Source organism: Haloarcula sp. 1CSR25-25 (assembly GCF_032027985.1).
Classification (GTDB): domain Archaea; phylum Halobacteriota; class Halobacteria; order Halobacteriales; family Haloarculaceae; genus Haloarcula.
The window spans coordinates 443152-461222 of sequence record NZ_JAHYBW010000001.1 but is presented as its reverse complement, the minus strand read 5'-3'; the positions used below and the strand labels follow the sequence as shown (position 1 = coordinate 461222).

Here is an 18071-nt window from a genome sequence, read left to right as displayed (position 1 = left end):
TTCTAGAGGATGTAGAAGAGCGGGAACAGGAACAGCCAGACGATGTCGACGAAGTGCCAGTACAGCCCGAAGTACTCGATGGCCCTGTCGTCGCCCTGGTAGGCACCGTTCCAGGCCCTGACGGTCATGTACGCACAGATGATGAGCCCGATGGTGACGTGAGCGCCGTGGAGCCCGGTCGTCAGGTAGAACGTCGACGACGCGATGTTCGTCGAGAGGTTCCACCCGTTCGGGAACGCCTCTGTGCTGATGTGGAACAGGTGCTGCCACTCGATACCCTTGTTGATGAGGAAGCCGACCCCGAGCGCGAACGTCCCGACCAGCGCGGCGACGGTCCCGCGCTTGCTCTCCCGCTCGGCGGCGACCATCGCCAGCACGACGAGGAAACTCGACGTGAGCAACAGGTACGTGTTGATGAGGCCGGGCATCGTCACGTGTTCGGCGGGAACGAGGTCGTGGTGCCAGGCCGTCCAGCCGTACGCGACCCGGACGAAGGCATACGACCCGATGAAGGCCCCGAACAGGACGATGTCGCTGGCGAGGAACGTCCACATCCCCAGTTTCATCTTCTCGACCGACGAGAAGGGCCACCGCTCGGCGATGGCCATTTCCGGCGCGTGGAACGGCTCGCGGGTCATCCCGACCAGCGACCCGAACGTCGTGACCCCGCCGACAGCCGCCATCGACAGGTAGAACACGCTCCCCGTCCGCACGCCCGAGAGTCCGAGGAACGCGATGAACCCGCCGAGGCTGACGAGGAACGGCCAGAAGCTCGCGTGGCTGGCGTGTTCCTCGCCGGCGACCTCGTGGGCCGGCTCCATCGCGGTGGCCGTCACCGCGGTCCTCGCTGTCACCGCGCCGCCGTCCGTCGCGGTTCCGCCGTCTGTCGCCGCGTGGCCGCGGGCCGCCCCGCCGGGCGCGCGTTCGGTCCGCTCGGCGACCGTCTCGTCGTCGAGGAACTCCAGTTTCCCGGTGGCGTAGCTCGGCAGGCCGGGGAAGTTCTCGAGCGACGGCGGCGAGGAGACGGCCCACTCGGCGGAGGTGGCGTACTCCCATGGGTTCGGTCCGACGTCCTCGCCGCGCCAGAGGCTCACGAAGAGGTTGTAGAACATGAGGAGGAAGCTCGCACCGAGGATGAAGCCGCCGACGGTCGCCATCGTGTGCCATATCTGCAGGCCCTCGGGGTAGACGAACACCCGCCGCGGCGTCTCCCAGGCGATGAACATCGGGAAGTACAGCAGATTGAACCCGAGGAAGTAGACGCCGAACTGTATCTTCCCCAGCGTCTCGTTGTACATCTTCCCGGTTATCTTGGGATACCAGTAGTAGAGGCCGCCAAAGAGAGCCGTCGCGCCCGCGACCATCACGTAGTGGAAGTGGGCGACGACCCAGTATGTCCCCCGGAACTGGTAGTCGAGCACGATCGCGCCGAGGAAGACGCCGGTGATGCCGCCGATGATGAACAGGATGAGCGCACCAAGCGAGAACAGGAACGGCGTCGTGAATCGGACCCGCCCTTTCGCCATGGTGTAGATGAGCGAGAACACCATCAGGTCGAAGGGCAGCGAGATACCGATGGTCGTCGCCATGAAGATGGTCTTGATTGGAAGGTTGATGCCGGTCAGGAACATGTGATGCATCCAGACGACGAAGCTCTGAATCGCCACCAGCACCATCGAGATGATGAACCACTTGCGGCCGACCAGCCGCCGGCCGGTGAAGGTCTGGAAGCACTCGGCCATCACGCCGAGTGCGGGGAAGAAGACGATGTACACCTCCGGATGGCCGAAGAACCAGAACAGGTGGGCCCACAAAAGCGACGCACCCGGATTGTCCGCGTCGGTCGCCATCGTCGTGCCGTCGATGGAGTACTGGAAGTAGGTCGTCCCGAGGATGTGGTCGGAGGCGAGTATCATCAGCGCCGCAAGCAGGGCCGCGAAGGCAAAGAGCATCATCCAGACGGTGAGGTTGATAGACAGCGAGAAGATGGGGATGTCCCGCATCCGCAGGCCCTCGGCACGCATGCGGTACATCGTCGTCAGGAAGTTCACCGACCCCAGCGTCACGGCGGCGGTGAACATGATGAGCGCCAGCACGACGGAGGTCGCGCCCAGGCCCTCGCCGGGGATGTACGCCGGCGTGTTCAGCGGGGCGTACATCGTCCACCCGCCCGCGAAGGTGGTCCCCTGGAAGAAGGAGACGCCCATCAGAATCCCCGAGAACAGGTACAGCCAGTACGACAGGGCGTTCAACCGCGGGAAGGCGAGGTCGTCCGCGCCGATCTGCAGCGGGACGACGTAGTTCGCGAAGCCGAAGGCAAACGGCGAGATGAACCAGAACACCATCAGCAGGCCGTGGGTCGACACCGCCTGGTTGTACCCCATCGACCCCAGCAGGTCAGCACCCGAGGAAATCAGTTCGAGGCGGAACAGCAGGGCGAGGACGCCGCCGAAGACCAGGAAGAACAGCGCGGTGATGAGATACAGGACGCCGATGTCCTTGTGGTTGGTCGTGAGGAACCACCGGCTGACCGACGACTTGGGCGGGAGCCCGTGGTCGTGGCTCATGCGGGAACACCTCCCGCGGTGGCAGGTGCGATTCGGCTGCTATTCCCGGCGGTCGCGTTCCCGCTGGCCTCCGTCTCGGCGGTCCCCTCCGTTTCAGCGTACCACTCCTCGTACTCGTCCTCTGGCATCACGACAACATCCGTCGTCATCAGCGAGTGGCCGCTGCCACACAGCTCGTAGCACTTGGCGGCGTAGGTCCCAGTCTCGTTGGCCGTGAACCAGGCCGACGTGTACTGGCCCGGAACGGCGTCGGTCTTGACCCGCAACTCCGGTATCCCGAAGTTGTGGAACACGTCCGTCGAGGTCACCTGTAACCTGACCACCCGGTCCTGTGGCACGTAGAGCGTGTTGGTCGTGTGCCCGTTCGGATACACGAAGTCCCAGCCGAAGCGGTACCCCTCCACGTCGATTTCGAGTGCGTCCGTCTGTGCCGGGTCGGGCCCCTGCTCGATGTACAGCAGTTGCGAGTAGGTCCAGGCGATGAGCGAGACGACGATGATGGCGCTGATGCTGAACGAGTAAAACACCTTCCGGCCGCCCGAGCCTCCGGTCGGCATCTCGCCCATCTGGGGGCGCTCGACTTTGTCCGCGTACGGGTCAGTATCGCTCCCGTCGTCGCGGTACTTGAGCGCGTGGTACATCGTGTACGCCACGACGACCACTCCGACGGCCGTCCCCAGCAGCAGAAACACCTCGAAGATCTGGTTGAACACCGCACTGGGTGCCCTGACGTCACCACCGTGCAAGGGAAGCACAACCGCGACGTGTGTTATCATGGGTACCGCCATTACCTTCATGATTCTTCCCACCTGTAATAGGTATTGGGGACAGATTCCTGACATGTGACCGTCCCTGCCCTACCGTGTGCGGGAACCTTTTTGTCTACTGGCATGTTACGACACACCATGGAAGACACGTCACCCGGCGTCGAGGACCCGCCCGTCAACGACGACGGCCTCACAGAGGCCGAGGAGTTCGACAGTCTCGCCGGGATTCTCGCCGACGGCGTCGTCGGCGCCGCCGGTGGCCTGGTCGGAACGGCGATGATGACCGTCGTTTTCCTCATCGCCCAGTCGCTCGGCGCGTTTAATCTCGAGGACTTCGCCGTCCTCACCGAACTCGTGGGCCTGACCGGCTACGTCCCGGAGGTACTGTTCGGCTTCTTCATCTTCCTCGGTGGCGGGATGTTCCCGTGGCCGCTGCTGTTTGCCTCGCTGAAGGCGTACCTCCCGGGCCAGTCAGACCCCGTCAGCGGCGCGTACTTCGGCGCCGCTATGTGGACCGGGTTCGTCCTCGCCTTCTACACCGGCCAGTCCGGGCTCACACTGGTGCTGTACGTGGTGCTGACGCTCATCGCTCACGTCGTCTACGGCATCGGCCTCGGCGCGGTGTTCAACTACTTCTCGACGCGCCCGGACTCAATCGTCTGAGGACTACTCCGTGGTCACCGTCTCTGAAGCGGTGAGTGCCGTCGCACGGTGCGTCGCCGACGCAATCTGGAAGTGGACGGTATGCTCGCCGCTCTCGTAGGCGTCGCCCAGTTGCTCGGCGAGGTCGAGGCTCCCGCTCGTCGAGCCGTCGCCGTAGTGGACGTATCGGGCATCGCTCGGGATGACCTCGCCGACCGGCACCGGCTCGGTGTTGATAATCGCATGTAGATGCCCTGTGTTCGACGTGATTCCCTGGTTGGTCGGCTCGATACTGTACTTCTCGACTGTGGCCTCCCAGTCTATGACACTTCCGTCGACGCTCGTCTCGATACTGAGGCCAGCCTCGGCACTGACAGTCACGTCGACACTGTCGGTCAGTGCCATCGCCGTGTGCGCGCCGTCTCCGACCTGGAGGTGCAGCGTGTGTTCGCCGGGTTCGAGCTCCAGCACGCCGTCTCGCTGTCCGGTTCCGTAGTGGATGTGAGTGTCGTCCGCCGGAATCGTCTCACCCGGCGTCACGGGGTCGGTGTCGACGATGACGTGGTAGTGTCCGGCCCCGCTTGTCACTTCACCCGCTTCCTCGATAGTGACACCGTCGGCTGTGGCTCGCCACTGTACCGACGGACTGGTGAGGGTCGCGCCGTCGGACGGCACCGCAAAGGAGACGCTGGCGTCCGCGCCAACGTCGTTGCGATACTCCCCGGTGGTCGTTTCAGTAGCGTCGGTTTCCGTCTCGGTCGGTGGCTCATCCGTCCCGGACGCTGTCGGGGAGGGCGTTCCCGCGCCCCCGCCCGACTGCTCCTCGCTACAGCCCGCGAGCCCGGCCGCTAGAGCGGTCGAGACGCTGTACACGAACGTCCGGCGCGAGAATCTGTCGGCCATCGTGTGTCACAGAACGTGTCGACCCACACGCACTTAAGCGATAGAACGGACATAAATACGCCCTTGGACAGCATGTTGCTCCAACTGGTAGCCAACCAGAACCCGACGGCCAGTCACGACAGAACCGATTAGCCCCAGTCGAGGAGAGCCGCTGGACGACGCGAGCGATGCGCTGGCCGCGGAAGAAGAACGCGGCAGGTGTCTGCCGGGACGTGGCCGTCCCGAACTCAGGCCTCGGCTTCCGCGTCGGCGTCGCCGTCCGCCTCCGCGTCCGCGCCGTCCTCGCCCTCGAACTCTTCGAGCGTGCTGCGAAGCTGTGGGATGGTCGCCGTGAGGTCACCGACCTGCTCGCGGGCGTCGTCGACGTCGTCGATGAGGTCAGCGATTGTCTCGATGTCTTCGGCGAGGTCGTCGCCGTCCTCGAAGGCGTCAGCGCGTTCGCCCATCGTGTACCACTTCTTGGCGTCCCGCAGGTGGTCCTCCGCGTCGCCCACGTCGAGTGCTGTCTTGAGTGAGTTCAGAACGCCGAGCGTGTTGTCGGCCTCCACGTCCCAGACCGAATCGGCCTCGGGGAGCGCCTCGCGGGCCTTCGCGAGCGACTCCTCGACGTCCGTTCGCATCTCGTTTGCGGCCTCGCCGAACAGTTCGTCGTCGTCCAGACTTGACTGACTCATACGGAACAATTGGCGCGGTGAGGGATTAAAAGCCCGCCTGAAAGTGAAAGTGAAACCGCAGGACACAACGGGGCGGGAATTCCTGAAACCGAAACGGTGTTGTGGTTACTCGGCCCGGATGTCCGAGCGAACCTCGGGAATCGGGTCCATGTCGGCGTCGATGTCTCCCAGCACGAGCATCGCGTAATACCGCAGGAACGTCGTCAGGGGGACCTGGATCAGCGCGCTGACCGCGATCAGGACCAGCAGCCCCAGCAGGCCGACGACCCCGGCCGCGACCACTCCGGCGGTGTTCTGCAGGGCGAGATACAGCGCAACCGCGCCGCCCCCGAACGGAATCGCGACGACCAGCAGCGCGACGATACCGAGAATCGCGCTGATGATACCGACCCCGATCTGGAGGACGATGGAGAAAAACAGGTAGGCGAGGTACTGTTTCGGCGCGCTCTTGATCGAGCCCCAGAGCCGCGCCCACCCGGAGAGGACGCCGTCATTGTCCGCCGTCATCAGCGGGACGACGAACACCGTGGTGAAGCCGAAGACGATACCGTAGCTTATCGCGAGTACTGCGAACACGACGATGAACAGTCCAGACAGTGCGAGAATGCTCGACGTGCCGACGTTCGCGGCTTCGCCACCGAGCGCCAGGAAGAACACGGCCCCACCGATTACGAGCGCGATTCCGAGCCAGACCAGTCCGAGGGCAAGCCGGAACAGGAGCAGCCGGAGTCCGTTCCCGACGTGTTCGCTGAAGTACTGCCGGACGTGTATCTCGCGGCCGATGAGCGCCTGGGTCAGCACGAACTCCATGAAGTTGCTCAGGACGCCGTAGGCGAGGGCCAACAGGACGACCAGGCCGATAACGGCGAACACGAGGAGCCCGGCCCCGGCGAGTATCTCGTCCGGGACGCCGGACGGGACACCGGGCTCAGAGAACTGCAAGGCGAGGTCTCCTGGCAGGGACGCCACGGTTTCGAGTGGCGCGGCCAGCTGGAACTCGCTCCCCGGACCACTGGGGCCTCCGGGACCCCCGGGACCGCCGAAATCACCGAAATTGCTGACCGACTGGACGTTGTTCAGTCCGACACCACCGCCACCGATGAAGAACACGACGAACGCCATTCGGAGCCACGTCCCCTTCTCGAACGGGAACAGGAACGACTTCGTCGCGTCGATAGCGTCGTCTATATCGTCGACTGCGTGGAGGGCCATGTCGGAAGTCTCACAGGCCCCTCTGGTAAAATTTTCGGGGCTTTCTCAGGGATTCAGGCCGCTCTCGGGCCATTCACTCCCGCACCGTGTCGACCTGCATCAGCGGGTACCCGTCGTCCATCGCCATGCTCGTCTCCACCGTGACGCCGTCGTACTCGATGCGCATCTCGACGTCGATGAACCGCCCGGTGAGTTCCGTGTAGTCCGCGCCACCCTCGGCGATAGCGTCTTCCAGCGCCGCGGTGCGGACGCTGACGGTGACCGACTCACAGAACGGCTGGTTCTCGATGGCCTCCTCCATCGCCGCCGTGAGCGAGTCGGCACTGTCCGGGCTGACCGGCGTCCCCGCGAACTGGTGGTACAGCGACCCGAACTTGATGCCCGCCTCGAAACACGCCTCCTGGGGAGCTGTGGGTTCCATACAATCGGTCCGGTTGGGCGACACAAAAGCGAACCGCAAGCTACCTATTGCGTGCGACGTATCCTCTCATACGAATGGACGACCCGGTTCTGCTCACCGGCGCTGGCGGCGCTGTCGGGGCGGCCATCCTCGAGTCCCTCGAGGACGCCTACGAGTGGAAGCTCATGTTCCACAGCCCACCCGCCGAAGAGCCCGACCACGAGTACCTCGTCGGGGACGTGTCCAGCGAGGGCGACGTGGCCGCGGCGATGGACGGCGTCGGCGCTGTCATCCACCTGGCCGGCGACCCCCGGCCGGAAGCCCCCTGGGACTCCGTCCTCGAAAACAATATCGACGGGACCCAGAAGATGTACGAAGCCGCCGTCGACGAGGGCGTCGAGAAATTCATCTTCGCGTCCTCGAACCACGCCGTCGGCTCCTTCGAAACGGACGAGCGCACGCCCGAGATGTACCGCCCGGACGACCAGTACCGCCTCGACGGGACGGAACTCCCCCGCCCCGGCAACCTCTACGGTGTCTCGAAAGCCACCGGCGAGGTGCTGGGCCGCTACTACCACGACCAGTACGGGCTCTCCGTCTGCAACATCCGCATCGGCAACCTCACGCGGGGCCACCCGCCCATCGACTACGAGCGCGGGCAGGCGATGTGGCTCTCCTACCGGGACTGTGCCCACATCCACGACTGCGCGCTTCAGGCCGACTACGAGTACGAAATCGTCTACGGAATCTCCGACAACGACCGCAAGTACTACTCCATCGACCGCGCGCGAGATGTGCTGGGTTATGACCCACAGGACAACTCCGCGCACTTCGACGGCGAGGACCGCGTCGCAGAACCGGAACTGTAAGCGCCGTTATCGGCGCTTTAGACTTTTCGCAGTCTGTGACGTAGTCGTTGTTTTCTCCAGCGAAGAGGTCACTCTGAGGGTCGCCGCTTTTGTAGCCATACACAGCGTATCGGTGGGTCGTCGCCATCCGTCGGTTCACTCGTAGTACGGTCTGGAGAGTCCTAGTTCTTGGGGTTAATCTGCTGAATTTCAGTATTTAAACAGGCCAGTGACCAATAGAGAGATAGCAGTCCTATCGCTACCGAAGGGATTAGCATAATCTCCAAAATTCGATTGAGGAGCCAAACCATGGTTCCACTAACGCTGAAGCCTCGCAGTATGAGTGAATTAATGATTATCACCTGCAGTTCCACGAAGCCGAAGAAAGATAGAGAGAGGAAAAATACGGCTACACAATGATAATAGTAAGACCTTGGATAGAACCACTGAGAATCCTTTTCATCCAGAATTTGGTCAAGAGAGCGTATCTCAATTATCGGTAGAATCAGCAGAAAGACGCCCAAAATAATTGCACCAATAATTGCTGTTTGATTATCTGTGGCGGTGTCTTTTATAAGCCTGATACCAATCAAAAGGAGAAGAATATTGGCCAGATGAATCGCCGGAAACCTCCCAAGGGGTGGAAGGAATGACAAAAAGCCCGGGAAAGAGGTCCGTCTCTTACTCACGGCAGATTCCAAATCAACGCTTTCCCTGAGAAAGGAAGACAGTCCGGTCACAACAGCTAACAAAAGAGGGATGAATAGGGCTACAGTTTCATTTACCATTCGTTTACAGTCTAAATGCCGAGAATAAAAACAATCAGGGTGTCCGGAAACAGATTACATATTCTTCCCCGATGTATGACTTCACACGAAATTACTACTCCATCGACCGCGCCAGAGAGGTGCTGGGTTATGACCCACAGGACAACTCCGCGCACTTCGACGGCGAGGACCGCGTCGCAGAACCGGAGCTGTAAGCGCCGTTACCGGCGCTTTCGAGAGTTCACCACCTGCGCCAATGCAGGAGCTTCTCCGAAGACAGGCGGGTTCGGCTCAGCCGCCCCACTCTGTCGGCCGCCGTTCGGCTATCGCCAGTCAGGATTCTATTCGTCGGACGAGACGATACCACTCGCTTCGTCTGTCACTTTCTCCGAGATGGGACCGATGCTCGCTCGCTTCTCGCCGATCGTAGCTCCGACGAGGGCGCCGAGGGCAGCACCGCTACTCGCAGCACGTTTACTGAATAGGCCACCGATTCCAGCGCCAGCGGCAGCGAAGATGGCAGCGTGTCTGGCACGACTCCAGGCACGGATAATGCGGGACTTCATGTATCACTCTACTCCAAGGGTTGACATAAATACGTGGGTTGATTGATAAAATCTGCAAAAAACGCCCTTTCGAAGGTAGCGTCGCCGAACCGGGGGCCCTAGCGGGCGGCCCCTACCTCTTCTCGACGAGTTCGTCGCGCTGTCGGTCGTCGTAGTCTCCATCTCTGAAGACCGTGACCCGCCCGTTTTCCTCGCTCAGCGTCACCACCGCAAACACCGCGTCACGAGTGGAGGTCTCCAGCGCGCTCATGTGTCGAGTCCCCATCCAGTCTGCGTACGGGAGCGGGTCACCCGTCGCTTCCTCCGCAGTGGTCAACTGCCTGAGCCGAACCATCGCTGGTCTGATTGTGCCGTCACGGCGGACGACAACTGCGCCGTCACACGTATCCGCAACCGACCGTGCCGTTTCGAACAGCGCACCGCTGTGCCCGAACACGCTCCGGCAGTCCTCGACTGGCCACCGGTTCACCCCGATCGGATCCGAAAACGCCGCGGTCGAGTCGCGCTCGACGACGACGTACAGCCCCGGCCCCCGCACGTGCGGGTCGTCCCACCGCTCGAACGCCAGGCTCACGCTCTCGACACAGCCCCTGATTCTGTCGAGGACGGCATTTTCCGGGACCGCCTCTCCGTCCGTGTCCGCGGACCGCTGCCGTTCAGTCGAGTCACTCATTCGGGTACGTGCCAGTTGGGCCGTCGCAGACATAGTCGGTGCGAATTTCCGGAAAATCCTGTGTATTGATTAAGTGAATAACTCGCCAGTCCAGCGGCGCCTGGCTAGTCAAACAGGCTCCGTACGTCGTCGTCTTTCTGTTGTTCCAGTTTCACGTGGTCCCGGAGCCGCTGGTAGACGACGGGCCGCCGGTCGCGTTCGCGCACGAACGAGAACAGCATGCCGACGAACTGCGAGCCGCCGTCGCTGTCGAGTTCACTCCGCGCACGGTCGACAGCGGCGTCGATGACTTCCTCGTCGTACCGGCCGGCCTCCGCCAGTACTCCCGCCGCGATGACGGTGGCGTCGAAATCCAGGGCGTCGTAGTCGACTCCCTCACCGTCGTGTGTCAACGCCGGTGGGTCCGCCGCTGCGCGGCGCGGGTCCGCCGCCGCCGCGGCGAGGAACGACCGGACCCCGTCCAGGGCCACGCCGCGATACGGGTCGGGCAGGCCCTCGAGGTACTCCGCCGCGCTCTCGGCCAGCCCCTTCGCGCCCGACCAGTTCTCCTCGCTGGCGTGGTGGACGACCGCCGTGAACTGGATGAGACCGTGCAGGAACCGCTCGTCGTCGCCCTCGCCGAGCTCCAGCCAGTACTCCTCCCACGCGTCGTGTGCGGCGTGGTAGCGCCCCTCGTTATAGATGGCTATGCCGGCACGGAGATGGTCGCGCACACGATGGGTTGGTTTCGGGGTCGGAAAACCACATCGACGTTTCGGCCAGTCCACCGAAGGTGCGGTGTCGGTCACAACGGCTCGAGGGGGTGACCGCTCGATGTTGCTCGCGGTTTGGTGTCGGTAGAAACGTCCGGACGGAGTCCCACGCAAGCGAGAGCGAGCGTGGGGCTCGCCGGTCGAGAACGAAGTGAACGTCCGGACGGAGATTTGAACTCCGGTCCCTGGCTCCGCAAGCCAAGAGGATAGTCCACTACCCTACCCGGACTCATCTTCAGAGAGGGTGGTGCATCTAAAAAGGGTGACGGTTCGCCAGCCGTCACGCGGTGGGTCGACATACCTCGCTGGACGGGACGGTTGACTCATCGGAAGCCTCGAGGGGCTGTCGACTCACGACAGCGACGACGGCCCATCGGATGTGACGACGGCGACACACTGACCGGTTGCCGAGTGGCGGAGAAAACCCGAACGACGCGGGAGGCCGATGGTCCGAACTGTCGGCGCTCGCGACAAAGGTTTATAACCCATCCCGCGGCCACCTTCGAATCATGGACGGACCATCAGCGAAATCGACCGACAGCGACCGCTCGCTCGCCCAACGACAACGCTTAAGCGCACCCCAGCCCAGCGTCCCATAGATAGATGGGTGCGATAGAGGACATTTACGAGGACTTAGAGACGGACGTCTCCGAGACGGAGTTCCGCGAGGCCGTCGAGGAGAAGGTCGAGCAGATGGGTGGGCTCGCCGACGAGGAGACGGCCGCGATGCTGTTGGCCCACGAACTCAACGAGAACGAGGTCAACGCCATCGCCGATATCGAACCCGGGATGGACGAGGTGAAGTTCCTCGCGAAGGTGATGGCCATCGGCGACCTGAAGACGTTCGAACGCGACGACGAGGACGAGGACGGCCGGGTCATCAACGTCGAGGCCGCCGACGAGAGCGGCAGCCTCAGGCTCGCCTTCTGGGACGGCCAGGCCGTCGACATCGACGAGGGGCAACTGGAGGTCGGTGACGTGCTCCGGGTCAAGGGGCGGCCGAAGGACGGCTACAACGGACTGGAGGTGTCCGTCGACAAGGCGGAACCGGACGACGACGCGACGATCGATGTGGAGCCGGGTGCTGGCTCGTCCATCGACGCGCTGACGATGGGGCAGTCCGACGTGACACTGCGCGGGCTCGTTCTCGACACGGACACGATCCGGACCTTCGACCGTGACGACGGCAGCGAAGGCCGCGTCTCGAATCTCACACTCGGCGACGAGACGGGACGCATCCGGGTGACGCTGTGGGACGACCGGGCCGACCGCGCCGAGGAACTCGACGCGGGCGCGGCCGTGGAAATAATCGACGGCTACGTCCGGGAACGGGACGGCTCGCTCGAACTCCACGTCGGCGATCAGGGGGCCGTCGACGAAGTGGAAGACGACGTGGCCTTCGAGCCCGACGCCGACCCGATTGCCGAGGTCGAGCTCGAAGCGACGGTCGACATCGCCGGCGTCGTGCGCTCGGCCGACCCCAAGCGGACGTTCGACCGCGACGACGGCAGCGAGGGGCAGGTCCGGAACGTCCGCATCCAGGACGCGACCGGCGACATCCGCGTTGCGCTGTGGGGCGACAAGGCGGACAAGGACATCGCACCGGGTGACGAGGTTCTCGCGGCCGACGTCGAAATCCAGGACGGCTGGCAGGACGACAAAGAGGCGTCGGCGAGCTGGAACTCAACGATCGTCGTCCTCGACGACGGCGCGGACCTGGCGACCGGCGGTGCGGCCCCCGCTGAGACGACCGACGCCGAACACGCCGGCCTGTCCTCTTTCGCCGACGATGCGGACGACGCCGACGCTGACAGCAGCGGCAACGATGTCAGCGCCGGCACTGCCGATACCACGGACGGGGGCGCACAGAGTGCCGGTCAGCAGGTGGAGTTCACCGGCACCGTCGTCCAGACTGGCGACCCCGTCGTGCTGGACGACGGCGAGCAGACGATGAGCGTCGAAACCGGCGAGCGCGTACAGCTAGGCCAGGAGATAACGGTCCGTGGCGAACTCCGCGACGACCGGCTCCACGCTGAGGACGTGTTCTGAGTCGGCGAGCGACGCTACGGAAACTCTTAAGACCGCAACACTCCCGGGTTTGGGTATGAGTGTCGAGCTACCGTTCGCACCGGTGGATGCTGTCATTCGGCGGAACGCGGACGGACTCCGGGTGAGTGCCGACGCTGCGGAGGAACTGGCTCGTCGAATACAGGACCACGGAGCCTCGCTTGCCGTCACTGCAGCCACGGAGGCGACCACGGACGGGCGGAAGACGCTGATGCCGGCCGACTTCGGTATCGAGCAGGTCCCAGCGAAGGACGGCCTCGAACTCCCCGTCGCACCGGTCGACCGTATCGCACGGCTCGACATCGAGGACGACTACCGCGTCGCAATGGACGCCCGCGTCGCCCTCGCCTCTCTCCTCGAAACGTACGCCGACGACACGGCCGCCGCGGCCGCCACGTTGGCTCGTCACGCTGACCGCCGGACGATCAAGGCAGCTGACGTCGAAACGTACTTCGAACTCGCACAGTACTACTGAATGAACTTCGGCTACCGCGAGGTCTGTCTGGACCACGACACCGGGCCGCGACATCCGGAGAGTCCCGACAGACTTCGAGCGATACGGCGCGCACTCAAAGAGCACCACGGTGTGGAGTACGTCGCCGCCGCAGATGTCGACACCGACCTCGTGCGTGCGGTCCACGACACCGACTACGTCGCGGAGTTCCGCGAGTTCTGTGACGACGGCGGCGGGAACTGGGACGCCGACACCGTCGCGGTCGAGGAGACGTGGGACGCCGCGATCGCGTCAGCCGGCCTCGCCGTCTGGGCGGCGAAAGCCGCGCTTGCGGGCAAGTCGGGCCGAGATACGCCGTTCTCTCTCGGTCGGCCGCCCGGCCATCACGCCGTGGGCGACGACGCGATGGGCTTTTGCTTCATCAACAACGCGGCTGTCGCCGCACAGGCGGCCCTCGAAGCCGACGCCGAGCGCGTCGCCATCTTCGACTGGGACGTCCACCACGGAAACGGCACGCAGGACATCTTCTATGACCGTTCGGACGTGTTCTACACCTCGATACACGAGGACGGGCTCTACCCCGGGACGGGCGACATCGCGGAGACCGGCGAGGGCGACGCCGACGGCACGAACCTCAACGTGAAGTACAAGCCCGGCGCTGACACCGCCGACTATCTCGCCGCAATCGACGAGTGTATCGCGCCGGCCATCCGGGAGTACGACCCCGACCTGCTGCTCATCAGCGCCGGCTTCGACGCGCACGAACACGACCCCATCTCACGGATGCGCGTCTCCACGGAAGGGTACGGTGCGATGACCGACCGTATGCGCTCGCTTACAGACACCTGCGACGCCGCACTGGGGTTCGTACTGGAGGGCGGCTACGGACTGGACACGCTCGCGGATTCGATCACGACCGTCCACGAGGTGTTCGACGGCTACCAGCCGATGGAGCCCGACGACGACGTCAGCGACGACGCCCGCGAGGTCCTCGATGACCTCGCCGCTCAGGGCTTCGGGTCGAAGTAGTCCGCCAGGTCGACGCCGAAGCCGCCGGCAAGCGCTGCGATCTCTGTTCCGGCCAGTATCTCGTAGTCACTCTCCAGTGCCGACGCTACCTGCGGCCCCAGTCCCACGTCGAAGACGGCCTCACTCGACAGGAACCCGACGGCAGTGGTGAACGCCTGCGGCCGCTCGACGACGTATCGGTCTCCGTCGATGAACGGGCCGGCCACCTCGGCGTCGCCGTCGTACTTCTCGAAGAACCCGCTCGCGTGCTCGCGGACGTGGACCGGCGGTCCCTCGTGGCGCTCGACGGCCGGGCGCTCGGCGACGGCGAACTCGAGCAGCAGGACGGCCTCCGGCTGTGCCGGCAGTTTGCCGCCGCCGACCGTCGTGTCCTCGACAGCTCGGCTCTCGACGTCTGTGGTGCCGGCCTCGACGAACGCCGCCGACCGCAGGACTTCGAACCCCCGCCGGTCGAGTTCGCTGCAGAGCCCGTCGCGGGACTTCCGGAGCTGGGGCCAGAGCTGGTCGTCGACCACGTCTGGGGCGGTAAAGCGGAGCGCCACCGGCGTCGTGTCCCGCCGTGACACCGTGGCTTCGACGTCTGCCGCCGTCAACGGGTCCGGTTCGTCCTCGGTGAACAGCGACGCTCGCGGCTCGGCGAGCAGGTCCCGGGCGTAGTGCTGGAGCGTGGCGACGTTCGCGGCGGACAGCACCGCCGCGACGTTGCGCTCCGGGTCCGTCGGGTCGATGACGACCAGCGGGTCGTCGAACGTCTCGCTCCCGTGGTCCTCGGGGTCCAGTCGGACCGGTGGGTGCCAGTCGGCGACCGCCTCGACGACCGCCCGGAAACCGCCGTACTCGAGCACCAGTAGCTCCGTCAGATAACCCGAGAACCCGCGGGTCCGGAGGTCGCTCCCGTAGACGCCGATGCCTTTCAGGAACTGCTTTGCCACCCGCACCTCGCCCGCCCTGTCGTCGTCCAGTCGCGCCTGCAGGTATCTGGTGTGAAACGGCGTCCGGTCCACCGCGGACTGGATTTCCGTGGCGTCTTCGACCGCGTAGCACGGTACCAGGTCCACGGCGTACCCCTCGCGCTCGCCGACGACGTAGGGATGTTCGGCGTACTCCTCGCGCCCCTCCGGCAGCACCGCGTGCCCGACGGTCAGCCCGTACTCTTCTAACGCTTCCCGGTCGAGCGACGGCGGAAAACAGACGAACACGTCCACGTCCCGGTCGCCGGCGGTCCAGGTCCCCCGTGCCGTCGAGCCGACCTGTACCACCTCCGCATCGACCGGGAGGTCGGCGACGGCCGCCTCGGCGTCGGCCATCACCGCGTCGGCGACCCGCTGTAACTGCGCTCGTTCGTCGTCGGTCGGCGAGACCCGCGCTCGCATCTCCGCGACGACGGCGTCGAACTCATCGCTCATACTGCCGCTTGCGCACAAGTGCGTGAAAGCGTGTCGATGCCGACTGGAAACGAAAGCCCTAATTACCAACTCTGGCAATCAGTAGATGCGTTCGCGCCGCCGTAGCTCAGTTGGTAGAGCACCTGGTTGTTACCCAGGTTGTCCCAGGTTCGAGCCCTGGCGGTGGCGTCGTTCTCTCACTCGGAAACCGACGAGCGCTGCGAGTCTCTCACTGTACGTCGGCTTTCGGTGAGCACAGTCCCAGTGCTCGGTGGGAATTTCTGTTCTGTCCTCCGTGCATCTCTGAAACCCCACCGCTCCAACCCGACAGGCTAAAGATGCGGACTCATCAACACCATTCTGAGGGCCCTTAGCTTAGTCTGGTTAAAGCGATCGGCTCATAACCGATTGAGCGCTGGTTCAAATCCGGCAGGGCCCATGGGGCTCATCCATAGATTGCAGGCTTGTGAGCTAGCCAATTTTGACCACTCAGAGTGCCTATTAGCTGGTTCTATGCGTGCCGATTCTGTCTCAGTGGTTTGGCCGGAGTCTATCCCGGATTCAGCATAAGATATATTTGGTGCCGAAAGAATATATTATATTGTAAGAGACACCTCTCATAAATAGCAGCCCTGAGAATACATGAACTCTGACCCAATCGAGGAATACGACGACGTGAACGAGGCGGCAGTCACCGACTGGAAGAGCGAAACGACAACGCGAGAGCGAATTAAGGCCGTTATCACGCGAACGACGGAACCGACGCCAGCATCTGAAATCGCCGACAAAGCGAGGGCAAGCCAGCCAGTCGTCCGCGACGAACTCACTGAACTCGCGGAAATTGGCCTCGTGGAAAAAATCGATGGCGGACAGGGCGCACTGTACAAGCGCAACGACCAGATGTACATCTACCGGCAGGTGCTGAAACTCCAGGACGAGTACTCTGAGGACGAACTGGTAGCGACACTGCAAGACCTGAAGCAGACGGTCAGCGGAATCAGAGCGAAACACGGCGTTGAGTCGCCCGCAGAGCTCGCCCAGCAACTCGACCCAGATGACCACGACGGGTGGGAAGATCACACGACGTGGCAAACCGCTCAGAAGAACCTCTACCTAGCCAAAGCGGCGATTAGCTTCTACGACGCTGAAAAAGTGGTTGTCTGAGCGATGTCGTATCTCACAGGCAATACGGGGCCGATCGATTATGGGGCACTCCAGCGGATTCGTGACATCTTCCTCACGAACGAACCACTCGTCACACATCACAATCTCAGTGGCCGACTCGACCCACAGCCCGAACTGAATATCACAGTCGGTGAGGGGTTCGGCTCCAGTCCGTCCGGCCGGTTCGATATCGTCTGGACCGAACGGGACTGCTACAACTTCCACTACACTGAGCCAGATGGCGTTGATTTCCGTTTCGACCGCCATCCAGAACCAAACGCGCAGGAAAAGCATTTCCACGAACCACCGGATGCAGATGCGAGGGTTCGCTCGTGTATCGAAGTGGAACAGGTCGAAATCGTCACGCGAGCAGTCTTGAAATGCTGGCGCACAGCGCTAGAACGTGATGACCCCTCACTCGTCAACACGCAGTCGAACCCACCATAGTACCGCAGCAGACACTCGGTTGTTGTTACTATCTGTCGTCATAACGAAATTCCAAACATACGTCTAAGAGCATAACAACACTATCTGCAACTAGCTGACGGCCCAGCACTTTCTGGAGTATCCCCGGCAGGGCCCATCTCTGCCACACAGAGACACTGTCTCTGAGGTAGCTAACAACCTTACTGACGCGTTGCATCCATTCCAGTCCCGCTCCTCTTTCCGTTGTTCACTCGTCCACGACGACGACCTTGACCTGCTGGACGCCCCCGATCGCCCGGAGCCGGTTGGCCAGCTCCGTAATTTTGCCGCCAGCGCCCGCGACGACGAGCGTCTCCATACAGGTGTCGTGGGAGAGATGGATATGCTGGACGGACGTGATGATGTCGGCCATCTCGTGTTGGACCGTCTGGAGGTCGTCAGCGATGCCCGAGACGTGATGGTCGTGGACGACGACGATGGTCCCGTGGTGGTGGTGCTGGTCACCGGACTCCCAGTCGTAGGTGGCAAAGAAGTCACGGAGCGAGTCGCGGATGGCTTCCGACCGGCTCGCGTATTCCCACTCGTCGACGATGCCGTCGAGCCGGTCGACCATCGACGACGGGAGCGTCAGGCTGATCCGGTCGAGATCCTCACTCATGTCCCTCGATAGGTGCGGGCTGGCATATGGGTATCCGGGCTTCGGTAATACTCACCCGCCACCGGTAATACTGCTCGATAAAAAAGTATTATTACCGCGCCGGGGCCAGAATTGGGT

Annotated in this window: 19 protein-coding genes, 3 tRNA genes and 1 pseudogene; 10 read left to right on the top strand and 13 right to left on the bottom strand. The window is 63.2% G+C overall.

Annotated features, from left to right (window positions below; genetic code table 11):
- Positions 1–2: 2 nt before the first annotated feature.
- Both KZ498_RS02190 and coxB read right to left on the bottom strand, forming a co-directional pair.
- Positions 3–2567 (bottom strand): cbb3-type cytochrome c oxidase subunit I, encoded by a 2565-nt coding sequence (locus KZ498_RS02190; protein ID WP_312616408.1) that lies wholly within the window; start codon positions 2565–2567, stop codon positions 3–5.
- A complete protein-coding gene (gene coxB, locus KZ498_RS02185; protein ID WP_312616407.1) occupies positions 2564–3355 on the bottom strand; it encodes a cytochrome c oxidase subunit II in 792 nt (263 codons plus the stop codon). Before coxB ends, KZ498_RS02190 begins: the two co-directional genes overlap by 4 nt.
- A 117-nt stretch (positions 3356–3472) precedes the next feature.
- On the opposite strand from coxB, the gene KZ498_RS02180 reads away from it, so the two are divergent.
- Positions 3473–3997, top strand: coding sequence for a DUF6789 family protein (locus KZ498_RS02180; protein WP_312616406.1), 525 nt, complete (start codon positions 3473–3475; stop codon positions 3995–3997).
- Positions 3998–4000: 3 nt separating this feature from the next.
- On the opposite strand, the gene KZ498_RS02175 is transcribed toward KZ498_RS02180, so the two are convergent.
- From KZ498_RS02175 to KZ498_RS02160, 4 genes are all read right to left on the bottom strand, one after another.
- Positions 4001–4879, bottom strand: a complete 879-nt coding sequence (locus tag KZ498_RS02175) for a DUF4399 domain-containing protein (RefSeq protein WP_312616405.1) — start codon at positions 4877–4879, stop codon at positions 4001–4003.
- A gap of 227 nt (positions 4880–5106) precedes the next feature.
- Positions 5107–5553 (bottom strand): DUF5790 family protein, encoded by a 447-nt coding sequence (locus KZ498_RS02170; protein WP_312616403.1) that lies wholly within the window; start codon positions 5551–5553, stop codon positions 5107–5109.
- A 105-nt stretch (positions 5554–5658) separates the two neighbouring features.
- On the bottom strand, positions 5659–6765 hold the full coding sequence (locus KZ498_RS02165; RefSeq protein ID WP_312616401.1) for a hypothetical protein: 1107 nt from the start codon (positions 6763–6765) through the stop codon (positions 5659–5661).
- Positions 6766–6838: 73 nt separating this feature from the next.
- On the bottom strand, positions 6839–7186 hold the full coding sequence (locus tag KZ498_RS02160) for a dihydroneopterin aldolase family protein (protein WP_312616399.1): 348 nt from the start codon (positions 7184–7186) through the stop codon (positions 6839–6841).
- A 74-nt stretch (positions 7187–7260) separates the two neighbouring features.
- Between KZ498_RS02160 and azf the strand changes: the two genes are divergently transcribed.
- A complete protein-coding gene (gene azf, locus KZ498_RS02155; RefSeq protein WP_312616398.1) occupies positions 7261–8034 on the top strand; it encodes an NAD-dependent glucose-6-phosphate dehydrogenase Azf in 774 nt (257 codons plus the stop codon).
- Positions 8035–8195: 161 nt separating this feature from the next.
- Here the strand turns inward: azf and KZ498_RS02150 are convergent, their stop codons facing one another.
- Positions 8196–8801 carry a hypothetical protein gene (locus tag KZ498_RS02150; protein WP_312616397.1) on the bottom strand — a complete coding sequence of 202 codons (606 nt, stop codon included), beginning with the start codon at positions 8799–8801 and terminating at the stop codon, positions 8196–8198.
- A 77-nt stretch (positions 8802–8878) separates the two neighbouring features.
- On the opposite strand from KZ498_RS02150, the pseudogene KZ498_RS02145 reads away from it, so the two are divergent.
- Positions 8879–8995, top strand: a pseudogene (locus KZ498_RS02145) (NAD(P)-dependent oxidoreductase); the annotation flags it as partial.
- Positions 8996–9121: 126 nt separating this feature from the next.
- On the opposite strand, the gene KZ498_RS02140 reads toward KZ498_RS02145, so the two are convergent.
- The 4 genes from KZ498_RS02140 to KZ498_RS02125 all read right to left on the bottom strand — a co-directional run bounded on the left by KZ498_RS02140 (position 9122) and on the right by KZ498_RS02125 (position 11000).
- On the bottom strand, positions 9122–9346 hold the full coding sequence (locus KZ498_RS02140; protein WP_312616396.1) for a hypothetical protein: 225 nt from the start codon (positions 9344–9346) through the stop codon (positions 9122–9124).
- A gap of 112 nt (positions 9347–9458) precedes the next feature.
- Positions 9459–10019 (bottom strand): DNA integrity scanning protein DisA nucleotide-binding domain protein, encoded by a 561-nt coding sequence (locus tag KZ498_RS02135; protein ID WP_312616395.1) that lies wholly within the window; start codon positions 10017–10019, stop codon positions 9459–9461.
- 104 nt (positions 10020–10123) lie between these two features.
- Positions 10124–10732, bottom strand: a complete 609-nt coding sequence (locus tag KZ498_RS02130) for a DUF309 domain-containing protein (protein WP_312616393.1) — start codon at positions 10730–10732, stop codon at positions 10124–10126.
- A 195-nt stretch (positions 10733–10927) separates the two neighbouring features.
- Positions 10928–11000: transfer RNA gene (locus tag KZ498_RS02125), tRNA-Arg, on the bottom strand.
- A 374-nt stretch (positions 11001–11374) separates the two neighbouring features.
- On the opposite strand from KZ498_RS02125, the gene KZ498_RS02120 reads away from it, so the two are divergent.
- Genes KZ498_RS02120 through KZ498_RS02110 form a run of 3 tightly spaced genes read left to right on the top strand, consistent with a single transcriptional unit; the run spans position 11375 to position 14321 of the window.
- On the top strand, positions 11375–12820 hold the full coding sequence (locus KZ498_RS02120) for a single-stranded DNA binding protein (protein WP_312616392.1): 1446 nt from the start codon (positions 11375–11377) through the stop codon (positions 12818–12820).
- 55 nt (positions 12821–12875) lie between these two features.
- The gene (locus KZ498_RS02115; RefSeq protein WP_312616391.1) at positions 12876–13313 is read left to right on the top strand and encodes a histone; all 438 of its coding nucleotides are present in this window, start codon (positions 12876–12878) and stop codon (positions 13311–13313) included.
- Positions 13314–14321 (top strand): histone deacetylase, encoded by a 1008-nt coding sequence (locus tag KZ498_RS02110; RefSeq protein WP_312616389.1) that lies wholly within the window; start codon positions 13314–13316, stop codon positions 14319–14321.
- Here the strand turns inward: KZ498_RS02110 and cca are convergent.
- Positions 14300–15727 (bottom strand): CCA tRNA nucleotidyltransferase, encoded by a 1428-nt coding sequence (cca, locus tag KZ498_RS02105; RefSeq protein WP_312616387.1) that lies wholly within the window; start codon positions 15725–15727, stop codon positions 14300–14302. The two genes, KZ498_RS02110 and cca, sit on opposite strands and share 22 nt — an antisense overlap.
- 95 nt (positions 15728–15822) lie before the next feature.
- Between cca and KZ498_RS02100 the strand changes: the two genes are divergently transcribed.
- From KZ498_RS02100 to KZ498_RS02085, 4 genes are all read left to right on the top strand, one after another.
- Positions 15823–15895, top strand: a tRNA-Asn gene (locus KZ498_RS02100).
- 175 nt (positions 15896–16070) lie between these two features.
- A tRNA-Ile gene (locus KZ498_RS02095) sits at positions 16071–16145 on the top strand.
- A 203-nt stretch (positions 16146–16348) separates the two neighbouring features.
- A complete protein-coding gene (locus KZ498_RS02090) occupies positions 16349–16870 on the top strand; it encodes a hypothetical protein (RefSeq protein WP_312616385.1) in 522 nt (173 codons plus the stop codon).
- A gap of 3 nt (positions 16871–16873) precedes the next feature.
- Positions 16874–17317 carry a hypothetical protein gene (locus KZ498_RS02085; protein WP_312616383.1) on the top strand — a complete coding sequence of 148 codons (444 nt, stop codon included), beginning with the start codon at positions 16874–16876 and terminating at the stop codon, positions 17315–17317.
- Between the two features lie 226 nt (positions 17318–17543).
- Here KZ498_RS02085 and nikR read toward each other — a convergent pair whose 3' ends face one another.
- Positions 17544–17954 carry a nickel-responsive transcriptional regulator NikR gene (gene nikR / locus KZ498_RS02080; protein WP_312616381.1) on the bottom strand — a complete coding sequence of 137 codons (411 nt, stop codon included), beginning with the start codon at positions 17952–17954 and terminating at the stop codon, positions 17544–17546.
- Positions 17955–18071: the final 117 nt, after the last annotated feature.

What these genes read in the sequence shown, in the direction of transcription:
- KZ498_RS02190 (WP_312616408.1), bottom strand. Translation starts at nt 2,567, where the DNA reads ATGAGCCACGACCACGGGCTCCCGCCCAAGTCGTCGGTCAGCCGGTGG.
- coxB (WP_312616407.1), bottom strand. Translation starts at nt 3,355, where the DNA reads ATGGCGGTACCCATGATAACACACGTCGCGGTTGTGCTTCCCTTGCAC.
- KZ498_RS02180 (WP_312616406.1), top strand. Translation starts at nt 3,473, where the DNA reads ATGGAAGACACGTCACCCGGCGTCGAGGACCCGCCCGTCAACGACGAC.
- KZ498_RS02175 (WP_312616405.1), bottom strand. Translation starts at nt 4,879, where the DNA reads ATGGCCGACAGATTCTCGCGCCGGACGTTCGTGTACAGCGTCTCGACC.
- KZ498_RS02170 (WP_312616403.1), bottom strand. Translation starts at nt 5,553, where the DNA reads ATGAGTCAGTCAAGTCTGGACGACGACGAACTGTTCGGCGAGGCCGCA.
- KZ498_RS02165 (WP_312616401.1), bottom strand. Translation starts at nt 6,765, where the DNA reads ATGGCCCTCCACGCAGTCGACGATATAGACGACGCTATCGACGCGACG.
- KZ498_RS02160 (WP_312616399.1), bottom strand. Translation starts at nt 7,186, where the DNA reads ATGGAACCCACAGCTCCCCAGGAGGCGTGTTTCGAGGCGGGCATCAAG.
- azf (WP_312616398.1), top strand. Translation starts at nt 7,261, where the DNA reads ATGGACGACCCGGTTCTGCTCACCGGCGCTGGCGGCGCTGTCGGGGCG.
- KZ498_RS02150 (WP_312616397.1), bottom strand. Translation starts at nt 8,801, where the DNA reads ATGGTAAATGAAACTGTAGCCCTATTCATCCCTCTTTTGTTAGCTGTT.
- KZ498_RS02140 (WP_312616396.1), bottom strand. Translation starts at nt 9,346, where the DNA reads ATGAAGTCCCGCATTATCCGTGCCTGGAGTCGTGCCAGACACGCTGCC.
- KZ498_RS02135 (WP_312616395.1), bottom strand. Translation starts at nt 10,019, where the DNA reads ATGAGTGACTCGACTGAACGGCAGCGGTCCGCGGACACGGACGGAGAG.
- KZ498_RS02120 (WP_312616392.1), top strand. Translation starts at nt 11,375, where the DNA reads ATGGGTGCGATAGAGGACATTTACGAGGACTTAGAGACGGACGTCTCC.
- KZ498_RS02115 (WP_312616391.1), top strand. Translation starts at nt 12,876, where the DNA reads ATGAGTGTCGAGCTACCGTTCGCACCGGTGGATGCTGTCATTCGGCGG.
- KZ498_RS02110 (WP_312616389.1), top strand. Translation starts at nt 13,314, where the DNA reads ATGAACTTCGGCTACCGCGAGGTCTGTCTGGACCACGACACCGGGCCG.
- cca (WP_312616387.1), bottom strand. Translation starts at nt 15,727, where the DNA reads ATGAGCGATGAGTTCGACGCCGTCGTCGCGGAGATGCGAGCGCGGGTC.
- KZ498_RS02090 (WP_312616385.1), top strand. Translation starts at nt 16,349, where the DNA reads ATGAACTCTGACCCAATCGAGGAATACGACGACGTGAACGAGGCGGCA.
- KZ498_RS02085 (WP_312616383.1), top strand. Translation starts at nt 16,874, where the DNA reads ATGTCGTATCTCACAGGCAATACGGGGCCGATCGATTATGGGGCACTC.
- nikR (WP_312616381.1), bottom strand. Translation starts at nt 17,954, where the DNA reads ATGAGTGAGGATCTCGACCGGATCAGCCTGACGCTCCCGTCGTCGATG.